Annotated in this window: 10 protein-coding genes; 4 read left to right on the forward strand and 6 right to left on the reverse strand. The window is 72.2% G+C overall.

The features are described from left to right. Positions 1 to 183 precede the first annotated feature (183 nt). The 3 genes from IPZ69_RS37190 to IPZ69_RS37200 are packed head-to-tail and all read right to left on the reverse strand — an operon-like array spanning position 184 to position 2,045. Positions 184 to 678, reverse strand: coding sequence for an NUDIX hydrolase (locus tag IPZ69_RS37190; RefSeq protein WP_235459128.1), 495 nt, complete (start codon positions 676 to 678; stop codon positions 184 to 186). 9 nt (positions 679 to 687) lie between these two features. Then, complete coding sequence (locus IPZ69_RS37195) at positions 688 to 1,599, reverse strand: pyridoxamine 5'-phosphate oxidase family protein (protein ID WP_374295161.1); 912 nt, start codon at positions 1,597 to 1,599, stop codon at positions 688 to 690. A 2-nt stretch (positions 1,600 to 1,601) separates the two neighbouring features. Continuing rightward, a complete protein-coding gene (locus IPZ69_RS37200) occupies positions 1,602 to 2,045 on the reverse strand; it encodes a VOC family protein (protein WP_235459129.1) in 444 nt (147 codons plus the stop codon). A 126-nt stretch (positions 2,046 to 2,171) separates the two neighbouring features. On the opposite strand from IPZ69_RS37200, the gene IPZ69_RS37205 reads away from it, so the two are divergent. Both IPZ69_RS37205 and IPZ69_RS37210 read left to right on the forward strand, forming a co-directional pair. Next, the gene (locus IPZ69_RS37205) at positions 2,172 to 2,714 is read left to right on the forward strand and encodes a CGNR zinc finger domain-containing protein (protein WP_235459130.1); all 543 of its coding nucleotides are present in this window, start codon (positions 2,172 to 2,174) and stop codon (positions 2,712 to 2,714) included. Between the two features lie 204 nt (positions 2,715 to 2,918). Further along, positions 2,919 to 6,233, forward strand: a complete 3,315-nt coding sequence (locus IPZ69_RS37210) for a S8 family serine peptidase (RefSeq protein WP_235459131.1) — start codon at positions 2,919 to 2,921, stop codon at positions 6,231 to 6,233. A 77-nt stretch (positions 6,234 to 6,310) separates the two neighbouring features. Here the strand turns inward: IPZ69_RS37210 and IPZ69_RS37215 are convergent, their stop codons facing one another. Continuing rightward, on the reverse strand, positions 6,311 to 7,147 hold the full coding sequence (locus IPZ69_RS37215; RefSeq protein WP_235459132.1) for a hypothetical protein: 837 nt from the start codon (positions 7,145 to 7,147) through the stop codon (positions 6,311 to 6,313). Position 7,148: 1 nt separating this feature from the next. Next, positions 7,149 to 7,688, reverse strand: coding sequence for an RNA polymerase sigma factor (locus tag IPZ69_RS37220; protein WP_235459133.1), 540 nt, complete (start codon positions 7,686 to 7,688; stop codon positions 7,149 to 7,151). Positions 7,689 to 7,899: 211 nt separating this feature from the next. Between IPZ69_RS37220 and IPZ69_RS37225 the strand changes: the two genes are divergently transcribed. Further along, complete coding sequence (locus IPZ69_RS37225; protein ID WP_235459134.1) at positions 7,900 to 8,241, forward strand: hypothetical protein; 342 nt, start codon at positions 7,900 to 7,902, stop codon at positions 8,239 to 8,241. Between the two features lie 108 nt (positions 8,242 to 8,349). Further along, positions 8,350 to 9,369, forward strand: coding sequence for an aspartate-semialdehyde dehydrogenase (locus IPZ69_RS37230; protein ID WP_235459135.1), 1,020 nt, complete (start codon positions 8,350 to 8,352; stop codon positions 9,367 to 9,369). An 85-nt stretch (positions 9,370 to 9,454) separates the two neighbouring features. Here the strand turns inward: IPZ69_RS37230 and IPZ69_RS37235 are convergent, their stop codons facing one another. Next, entirely contained in the window at positions 9,455 to 10,660 is a 1,206-nt protein-coding gene (locus IPZ69_RS37235) for an MFS transporter (protein ID WP_235459136.1), read from the reverse strand. Positions 10,661 to 10,794 lie beyond the last annotated feature (134 nt).

A 10,794-nucleotide genomic window follows, 5' to 3' on the forward strand; every position in this document is an offset into this window, starting at 1 on the left:
GCGAACGCGTCGGCAGTGGTCGCGGGGCGGTCGCTGTCGCGAACATCCCGCTCACTTTGGATCGTTGGCACCAGGGATGACCTGCGCGTGAACGCGACGGCAACGGGCAGCGCCGATCACCGTACGTGGATCACGAGGTACCGGGGGTGGTCATGGAGTGGATTGCGGGCGGCCGGGGCGCGGTCACTCCGTGTTCATCTGCGGGGGTAGGGGACGGGCCTCGGGCCCGGTGCGCAGCCTTCCGTCGGTCGGCCGTTCGCGCCACAGCCGCAGGGCGATGTCGACCAGCCGGATCCGGGTCAGTCCGGGTACGGCGGTCAGGTCGTGCCAGGCCGCCAGGTCGGTGGAACCACCCACCTCGTTGCGGAGTTCACCGCCGGCGATCTCGCCCTCGTAGATGATCCGCAGGCCCTGGTGGTCGGTGGGCGGGCGCAGGCGCCGGCGGCCCAGGACGTGGCGGGAGGAGTCCATGCCGAGGAGACCGGTGACCGCGATGCGGTAGCCGGTCTCCTCGGTGACCTCCCGTCGGACGGTGTCGTAGGGGTCCTCGCCGTGTTCCATGCCGCCGCCGGGCAGCACCCACTCAGGGGTGCCGTCGGGGGCCGGGGAACGGGCGAGCAGGATCTGTCCGTCGCGGACGCACACGGCGTAGGCCGCCACCCTCAACTTCTCGCGCACGCGGTGACGTTAACGCGGCCGGGCCGGATTGGCAGGCGAGTATTCCGGCGCGGACCAGCGCAGCGGTACCGCCGCCGGGGTGTGCACGGCCTCGGTGAGGGTGAAGCGGACCGTCCGCTCGCCGTCGCCGGCGAACTCCGTGCGGGCCTCGCCGGTCAGCTGGAGGGCCGTGCCCGTCGTCCAGTCCAGGAAGAGCAGTCCGGCGCGCGGGTCGGTCTCCAGGTTGCCGAGGGTGAGGAACATGGAGTTGCCCGGGTAGTCGCGCCAGCTCAGCTCGCGGGGTGTATCGGCCCTGACGAAGCCGGGGTTGCCGCCGCGGTGGCTGACGTCCGCGCCGCCGGTGTGCACGGTGGCGACGAAGAAGGTGTCGGCGGCCGCCACGAACTCGGCCTGGGCCGGGGTCAGTTCCGCCGACCGCAGGGCCGGGCCGGGGGTTCGGTCGGTGAGGTCGTACGTCTCCCTCTTCTGCAGGTACTTGGGGCAGTTGGCGAACACCCGGTCCGCCTCGATCGCGAACCCCCGGCCCGTGGGCCGGAGCCGGCCGTTCAGGCGCATGCGGCGGCGGGTGCGCGGGTCGAGCGCGAGGGTGCCGACGGGGGTGCCCGGTGCGGTGAGGGCCGTCGCGAGCGGGTCGGTCGGGGGTGGCCCTCCCGCGACGGAGACCCGGTGCGGGCCCGTGGCCCGGACGAAGCCGGGGGCGCCGGACAGCGGCGAGGCCCAGACCCGGCCCGTCGCCGGGTCCGCCGCGCCCGCGATCAGCAGCGGCTGGAGCTCCAGGAAGGCGGCGGCCACCGGCTTGATGCCCTGGCCGATGGCGCGCCCCACGTGGTCGGCCGTGTCGCGCACGCCGACGCGGTCCTGCACCGCCCGGGAGCCCCGGTGGAACACGTCCACCGCGTCCATGCCGGGATGCGTGTTCATGGCTAGAAGAAGCCGCAGGTCGGCACGGACGCGTGCGGGGCTGGGGCGCCCTCGGCGCCGTCCGGGACGAAGACCTCCAGGCGGGTGCCGTCCGGGTCGTGGAAGAAGATCCCGCCCGAGGCCGCGCCCTCGCTGTGGGCCACCACGCCCTCGTGGGCGAAGTCCACTCCGGCCGCCCGCAGCGCGGACTCGTACCGGGTGACCTGGTCGATCGAGTCCGCCCTGAAGGCGAGGTGGTGCAGGCCGGCGCGGCCGCTGTCGTACGACCCCCGCGCCTGCTGCCAGAGGGTGAGGACGGGGCCGTCGTCGTCGCCCAGGTACGCGTACCGGCGGTCGTCCTCCTTGCCCTCGGCGAGCAGGGCGAAGCCGAGGACGTCCCGGTAGAAGCCGAGCGAGCGGTCGAGGTCGGTGACGTTCAGGCCGATGTGGCCGGTGCGCAAGGTCATGGGTGTCCCCTTCAGCCGTTCCCCGGCGATCCTTTTGATCTAACCTCTGGAGATGAGATTAGAGGTTAGAATCGACAACGTCAACCGGTCACGTACTCTTGACCGGTTAGCAGAGAAGGAGTCCCCATGGCAGCCGCCCCCGATCCCCGCCCCCTCACCGGTGAACCGCTCGCGCTCGACCTGCTCAACACGCGGTGGAACCACGAGGGCGTCACCGAGGACCTGCTCACCGACACCGACGGTCTGGCGGTGTGGCTCACGAGCAACGGACTGGACGGCACCTACGACCCGGCCCCGGAGGTGCTGGAACACCTGCGCACGGCGCGGGACGCGCTGCGGGCCGTCGTGGACGGGTCACTGGAACAGGGGGCGCCGCTGGTCGACGACGTCCTCGCGCACGGCCGGATCCGCCCCACGCTCACCGCCGGGGGACCGGGTGAGCACCCCGAGTTCAGCGACCCCGCCTGGGGTCCCGCCTGGCTCGCCGCCCGGAACTACCTGGAGCTGCTGGCCACCGCGCCGGACCGGATCCGCGCCTGTGCGCACGAGTCGTGCATCCTGCACTTCTTCGACACCTCGCGGAACGGCACCCGCCGCTGGTGCTCCATGGCCGCCTGCGGCAACCGCGCGAAGGCGTCCCGCCACTACGCCCGCTCCAAGGAATCCTGAGCGAATCCCACTATTCACGGCCAATACCCCGAATCGCATCGCGGGTTTTCCCCATAGCTCCATCTCGATTCGGTCAACGACTCCCAAACACCTGTCCCTTGGGTAAAGCTGAGCGCTCGTCCGGAGCGGCATCCCGGACGATCACGACCCGGCCCGACCGGGCCGTTCTCTCGACGCTCGTTCCTTTACCTACAAGGGATGCAGATGACCCAGACCCCCCAGCGTGACCCCGCACCGGGCGCCAGACGCCTGGCCCGCATAGCCGTGGCCGTCGGTGTGGTGGCCGCGCTCTCCGCGACCGGGCCGATACCGATGGCCTTCTCCGCGACCGCCGGGCAGCAGCCCACCACCGCCGACCCCGGCGTCAAGTCAGCCCAGGACAAGCTCGGTTCGGACGATGCCGAGCTGCTGGCCGACGCCAAGGCCGCGGGCGCCAAGAACGTCACGATGATGATCGCGACCGCCCCGGGGCGGACCGAGCAGGTCGCCGACGAGCTGGACGCGGTCAAGGGCGGCTCGGTGGGCCGTACGTACGACAAGCTCGGCTATGTCCGGGCCACCGTCCCCACCGGCCGGGCGGACGCCGCGATCGCCGCCGCCGCGAAGCTGTCCTCGGTGCACGCGATCGACCTGCGCCAGGAGATCCAGCTCGACGACCCGGCGCCGAGCGCGGACACCGCCAAGGGTGCCCAGTCGACTGCCACGAGCACGACCTACCCGGCGCCGAACAAGAACACCCCGGCCGAGAACCCGTACAACCCGTCCTTCGAGACGGGCGCCGTCGACTTCGTGCAGGACCACCCGAAGGCGGACGGCCGGGGCATCACCATCGGCATCCTGGACTCGGGCGTCGACCTCGGCCACCCGGCCCTGCAGAAGACCACCACCGGCGAGCGGAAGATCGTCGACTGGGTCACCGCGACCGACCCGATCGTCGACAGCGACCAGACCTGGCGCCCGATGGTGACGTCCGTGTCAGGGCCGAGCTTCACGTACGGCGGCAAGACCTGGACGGCGCCCGCGGGGTCGTACCAGATCAGCACGTTCAAGGAGTCGTACACGGCCGGCGGCGACGCGGCCGGCGACGCCAACCGCGACGGTGACACCACCGACTCCTGGGGCGTCCTGTACGACGCGGCGGCCGGCACGGTCACCGTCGACCTGAACAACAACAACGACTTCAGCGACGACACGCCGATGAAGCCGTACAAGGACGGCTACCAGATCGGCTACTTCGGCACCGACAACCCGGCCACCGACGTGGTCGAGCGGCAGCCGTTCGTCGTGCAGATCCGCAAGGACGTCCCGATGGACCCGTTCGGCGGGTCCTGGGTCGGCAAGAAGGCCGACTTCGTCAACATCGGTGTCATCGAGTCCGAGCACGGCACGCACGTCGCCGGCATCACCTCGGCCAGCGGCCTGTTCGGCGGGAAGATGAACGGCGCCGCCCCCGGCGCGAAGATCGTCTCCTCCCGGGCCTGCACCTGGACCGGCGGCTGCACCAACGTCGCGCTCACCGAGGGCATGATCGACCTCGTCGCCAACCGTGGCGTCGACATCGTCAACATGTCGATCGGCGGCCTGCCGGCGCTCAACGACGGCAACAACGCGCGCGCCGAGATGTACACGCGCCTCATCGACACCTACGGCGTCCAGCTGGTGATCTCCGCGGGCAACTCCGGCCCCGGCGCGAACACCATCGGCGACCCGGGCCTGGCCGACAAGGTCATCTCGGTCGGCGCGGGCATCTCCAAGCAGACCTGGGCCTCCAACTACGGCTCCCTGGTGGAGAAGAAGTACGCGCTGCTGCCCTTCTCCTCCCGCGGCCCGCGCGAGGACGGCGGCTTCACGCCGACCCTCGTCGCCCCCGGCGCGTCCATCAACACCACCCAGACCTGGCTGCCGGGCTCCCCGGTCGCCGAGGCGGGCTACAAGCTGCCGGCCGGCTACTCGATGCTGCAGGGCACCTCGATGGCGTCCCCGCAGGCCACGGGCGCGAGCGCGCTGCTGCTGAGCGCCGCCAAGCAGAAGGGGATCGAGCTCACCCCCGCCGAGCTGCGCACGGCCCTGACCTCGACCGCGGACCACATCAAGGGTGCGCAGGCGTACGAGGAGGGTGCGGGCCGGATCAACATCGTCGACGCGTGGAAGTCCATCAAGGACGACGCGACCGCGCACGACTACACGGTCAAGGCGCCGGTCGACACCGCGATCGACTTCGCCCTGAAGACGCCGGGCTTCGGCACGGGCCTGTACGACCGCGAGGGCGGGCTGAAGGCCGGGCAGAAGAAGACGTACGACGTCACCATCACCCGTACCTCCGGCCCGGACCGGGCGCTGTGGCACGAGCTGAACTTCGAGAACAACGCCGGTGACACCTTCCGGATCGTCGGCGACGACATGGTGCGGCTGCCGCTGAACCAGCCGGTGACCGTCAAGGTCCAGGCCGCCCCGCGGTCCGCGGGCCTCAAGAGCGCGATCCTGGAGGTCGACGACCCGAGGACGGAGGGGATCGACAAGCAGATCCTCACCACGGTCGTGGTCTCGGCCCCGGTCAACTACACGTACTCGGCCTCGGGTTCGGTGCAGCGCAACAGCACGACCTCGTACTTCGTGAACGTGCCGGCCGGCGCCAAGTCCCTCGAGGTCGCCATGAGCGGGCTCGCGGACAAGAGCCAGACCCGGTTCATCGCGATCCACCCGTACGGCACTCCGGTCGACAACACCTCGACGCCGTTCTGCTACAACAACTACCTCGACGGCAACGGCTGCAAGCCCGACGTGCGCGCGTACGCCGACCCGCAGGCCGGTGTCTGGGAGATCGAGGTCGAGTCGCGCCGTACCTCGCCGCTGCTCGACAACCCGTACAAGCTGGACGTCACCCTGCTCGGCGCGGCCTTCGACCCGGAGACCGTGACCGTGCCCGAGGCCAAGGTCGGCACCCCGGCCACCGCCTCCTGGAAGGTGACCAACGGCTTCGCCGCCCTCGACGGCAAGCTGGTCGGCGGTCCGCTCGGCTCCTCCAAGACGGCCAGGCCCGCCATCAAGCAGGGCGAGACCCAGACCACCACGGTCGCGGTGCCCGAGGGCGCCAAGTCGCTCGACGTCGCCATCGGCGGCGTCTCCGACACGGCGGCCGACCTCGACCTGACGGTGTACGACGCGAACGGCAAGCAGGTCGCGCAGTCCGCTGACGGCGACTCCGAGGAGGCGGTCTCCATCGCCTCGCCGGCCGCCGGCACGTACACCATCGAGGTCGTCGGCTACTCGGTCCCGTCGGGCTCCACCGACTACAACTACCGTGACGTGTTCTTCTCCTCCGCGCTCGGCACCGTCTCCGTCGACGGCTCCGCGCCGGTGAAGCTCGGCACGGGTGACTCGGCCACGGTGACCGGTCAGGTCACGGCGGCCGCGGAGGCCCCCGCGGGACGCGAGTTCTTCGGGCAGGTCCAGCTGGTGAACGCGCGCGGCACGGCCGCGGGCGTGGGCAGCGTGAAGATCGAGAAGGTCACGCCGTAACCGTCGGGCCTCGGCTCGGCACGTACGGCTGATGGGGGCGGGCGTCCTAACGGGCGCCCGCCCCTTGGCGTGCGGGGTCAGCCGCAGGTGTCCGCGGCGGTCGGGGTCGGTGTCGGCGTGGTCAGCTCCTGGAGGAACTCCGCCCGTTGGGCGGCGAGCTCCGTCCTGTCGGTCACCCACAGATCCGCCACGGCGGAGGAGTGGCTCAGGATGCCGATCAGGACGTGGGTGCCCGCGCGCGGGGCGGGGTCGATCGCCTCGTCCGTGCGGACGGTGATCTCGGCCTTGCCCTCGGCCGGCTTGTAGTAGCGGGTCACGCGCACGGTGACGCTGCGCAGTTCGGTGCCGGGGACGCGCTGTACGGCGGTCACGTCGCCCTCGACGACGAGCCGGGCACAGTCCAGCAACCCCGACTCCGCCCCGTACGCGCCGCCGGCCTTGGCCCCGCTGTCGCTCGCGCCGCTCTTCAAGTCGCTGCCGGTGCCCGTCTGGGTCAGCAGCCAGGCCATACCGGACAGCACGGTCGCGACGGCGGCCACGGCGAAGGCGCCGACGGCGAGGCGCAGGACGCGGGGGCGCCGGGTGCGCCCGGGCCGTGCCGCCCGCACCGGAGCCGGCCGCTCGGCCGCCGCGGCCTTCGGGGGCTCGGCGAGCGCGTCGCCGATGATCCCCAACTGTTCGCGCAGTACCGCCACGTCGGCCTGAGCCGACCGGTGCGCGGCCATGAAGGCGGCGTCGGCGCGGGCCTCGTCCGACAGGGGTTCGTCCGCGAGCACGGCGAGCAGCGCGTCCATGCCGTCATCACCCCCCTGTTCGTCGCGTCCTTCGCGTCCTTCGCGTCCCTCGTGTCCGGCGCGCTCCTCGCGGGCGCCGCGTGCTTCTCGGCCCTCGTGTCCGTCGTGTTCGGCGGTCACGTCACACCACCTCGTCCTCGTGCAGGCGGGCGCGCATGGCCCGTACCGCCGCGTGCAGCCTGCTCTTGACCGTGCCCTCGGGGATGCCCAGCTGGTCGGCTATCCCGCGCACCGGCAGGTCGGCGTAGAAGCGCAGGACGAGGATCTGACGCTGGGCGTCGGGCAGTTCGTCCAGTCCCTGGGCGACGGCGACGGAGAGCAGGCTGGTGTCCTCGCCCGAGGGGTGCTCCCCCTGCCGCAGCGAGGCCAGGCGCTCGCCGAGGCGATCCTGGCGGCGCTTCGCACGGTGCCAGTCCATGGCCAGGTTGGAGGCGACGACGGCCGCCCACGCGGACACGTCCCGCGGCGCCTCCTCGCCCTTCGCGGCCCGCTCCAGCAGCCGCAGGCGGACCTGCTGCACCCCGTCCAGCAGGTCCGCCTGGGGAACCCCGCCGAGCGCGAGCACCGCACGTACCCGGCGTTCCTGGGCCGCGTCCAGCGGATCGTCCCCTCCGTGGTCCGCCCCCTGGCCGCGGCGGGCCTTGATGCGCAGCACAGCCACCCCTCCCCTCGCCGCGTTTCCCCTATGACGCCGGCGGGAGGGGAAACGTTCGGAGGGTTCGGAGTGTTTTTCCGCGATCTTCCGGACCCGGTCAACCCCTCCCCCACGCGGCCCCCGCTGCTGGAGTACGACATCGCGGGCGACGACGGCCTCTTCGGCCACGAGGCGGTGCTCATGGAGCCTGCGCCTGGCGCCGATCGAGCACGCGCCCGTGCTGACCGGCCCGGCGGAGGGCAGCGGCAGCACCGTCCTGCGCCAGGGCACGCGGTGGCGGATCGAACCGACTCCGCTCTCCGCGGCTCCCGACATAGGCAAGCGGGTGAAGGGGCACGGCTATGGAGTCGTGCGTCACACCGGTCCGGAAACCGAGATGCGGATCACGAGCTCCGGCGGCGGGCTGAGCGGCATCCCGATCCTGTGGGAGCTGGACGAACACCTGTTTCCGATACGCCGGATCAGTACGGCTTCCGGTCTCCAGCGGCTGCCGAGCGGAATCCTGCAGATGCGGACCAGCGGGAAGTGGGAGATCGAGAACCGCGACCGACAGGAGTGACTGTCCGCTCCTCGGGCAAAGGATTGGACACGACGGCCGGGGTCGGACGCATGATGGAAAGGCCCCGGCCACGCCAGGGGCACCCGCAAGCCACGCAAAGGAGTCGCAGTGAGGGTCGGAATCGTCGGAGCCACCGGTCAGGTCGGCACGGTCATGCGCAAGATCCTCACGGAGCGGAACTTCCCGGTCACCGAGCTGCGTCTGTTCGCCTCGGCCCGGTCGGCCGGGTCGGTGCTGGACGGCGTGACGGTGGAGGACGCGGCGAGCGCCGACTACACCGGCCTGGACATCGTGCTCTTCTCGGCGGGCGGCGCGACCTCCAAGGCGCTGGCCGAGAAGGTCGCCTCGCAGGGGGCCGTCGTGATCGACAACTCCTCGGCCTGGCGCAAGGACCCCGAGGTGCCGCTGGTCGTCTCCGAGGTGAACCCGCACGCCGTCGCCGACCGGCCCAAGGGCATCATCGCCAACCCGAACTGCACCACGATGGCCGCGATGCCGGTCCTGAAGGTCCTGCACGCCGAGGCGGGTCTCGAGGCGCTGGTCGTCGCCACCTACCAGGCCGTGTCCGGCTCGGGCGTCGCGGGCGTGGCCGAGCTGCACGGGCAGGCGCAGAAGGTGGTCGCCGACGCGGACAAGCTGACGCACGACGGCGAGGCGGTCGACTTCCCGGAGCCCGCCGTCTACAAGCGGCCCATCGCCTTCAACGTGCTCCCCCTCGCCGGCAACATCGTCGACGACGGCCTGAACGAGACCGACGAGGAGCAGAAGCTCCGCAACGAGTCCCGCAAGATCCTGGAGATCCCCGAGCTGAAGGTCTCCGGCACCTGCGTGCGCGTGCCGGTCTTCTCCGGCCACTCCCTCCAGGTCAACGCCCGTTTCGCGCGCCCGCTGTCCCCGGAGCGCGCCACGGAGCTGCTCTCCGACGCCCCGGGTGTCGTCCTCACCGACATCCCGACCCCGCTCCAGGCGGCCGGCAAGGACCCGTCGTACGTCGGCCGCATCCGCCGTGACGAGACCGTCGACCACGGCCTCGCCCTGTTCATCTCCAACGACAACCTCCGCAAGGGCGCGGCGCTGAACGCCGTCCAGATCGCGGAGCTGGTGGCGGCGGAGCTCTCCGCGAAGTAACACGCGCGGCACGACGCCGGCGCGGACGGAAGGGGCGGCCACGATCCGGTGGCCGCCCCTTCCGTCCGTCCCCGTCCTGTCCCCGTCACCTCCCGTCGGCCGTCCGGTCCGCGTACGCGGCGACCGCGGCGGCGAGCAGGGCCAGTCCCGCGCCCAGACAGAGCACGGCGGTGGGGCCGGGGCCGTCGGTGAGGCGGCCGCCGGTGAAGGCGCCGAGGGCGATGGCCGTGTTGAAGACGCCGGCGAAGAGGGCGGACCCGGCCTCGCGGGAGTGCGGGGCGGTGGTCGACAGCCAGGTCTGGGCGGACACCGAGACACCGCCGTAGGCCAGTCCCCAGGAGACGAGCAGGGCGGTCGAGGCGGGCAGCGAGTCCGCCGCGAAGACCAGCAGCAGGACGGCCGTGCCCAGCGCCGCGGAGAGCACCAGCAGGGCACGGCGCGGATCGCGGGCCGCGAGCGTGCCGCCCGCGAAGTTCCCGGCGATGCCCGCGACGCCGTAGGCCAGCAGGAGGGTGCTGACCAGGGCCGGTCCGGTGCCGGGGACACGTTCCAGGAGCGGCCGGACGTAGGTGTACGCGGTGAAGTGGCCGGTGACCAGGAGGGCCACGGTGACCAGGCCGAGGCCGAGGCGGGGCGCGCGCAGGAGGCGGACGAACGCGGACGGCAGCACCGGGCGCTCGGCGGGCAGCGGCGGCAGGACCACGGCGAGGCAGCCCGCCACGGCGAGCGCGCAGGCGGCCGTCCCGGCGAACGCCCACCGCCAGCCGCTGACCGAGCCCAGGAAGGTGCCGACCGGGACGCCGAGCACCGACGCCACCGCGATGCCGCTGAAGATCAGGGCGGTGGCCCGCCCGACGGACGCCGTGGGCACCAGTCGTACGGCGAGCCCGGCGGCCACCGCCCACACGCCGCCGATGCACACCCCGACCAGGACGCGGGCGGCGAGCAGGACGGGGAGGGCCGGGGCGAGCGCGGAGAGCAGGTCGGCGGCGGCCAGCAGGAGCAGCAGCGCGCACAGCACCGTGCGCCGGTCGGTGCCGCGTACGGCCACCGGCAGCAGGAGCGCGCCGACCGCCGCGACCAGGCCGGGCAGGGTCAGGGCGAGGCCCGCGCCGCCGGTGGTGACGCGCAGGTCGGCGGCGAGCGAGGTGAGCAGTCCGACGGGCAGCATCTCGGTGGTGACGACGGAGAAGGTCGCGGCGGCGAGCACGAGCACGGCGGCCCACGGACGGCCGGGCGCGCGGGCGGTGGGAGGTCCCGGTGAGGTGACGGCAGGGGGCGTGGAGGGCATGCCCCCACCCTTTTGCCCGCCCCGCCCCGGAACAACGGCCTCGACGGCCAGGCTGGGCGACGGGCGCTCGGCCAGAGGCCAGGGGCCAGGGCCAAGAGCCAGGGGCTACGGGCTAGGTCCTGTCGTCAAACTCG

It is taken from the genome of Streptomyces olivochromogenes, assembly GCF_021538895.1.
GTDB lineage: Bacteria > Actinomycetota > Actinomycetes > Streptomycetales > Streptomycetaceae > Streptomyces > Streptomyces olivochromogenes_A.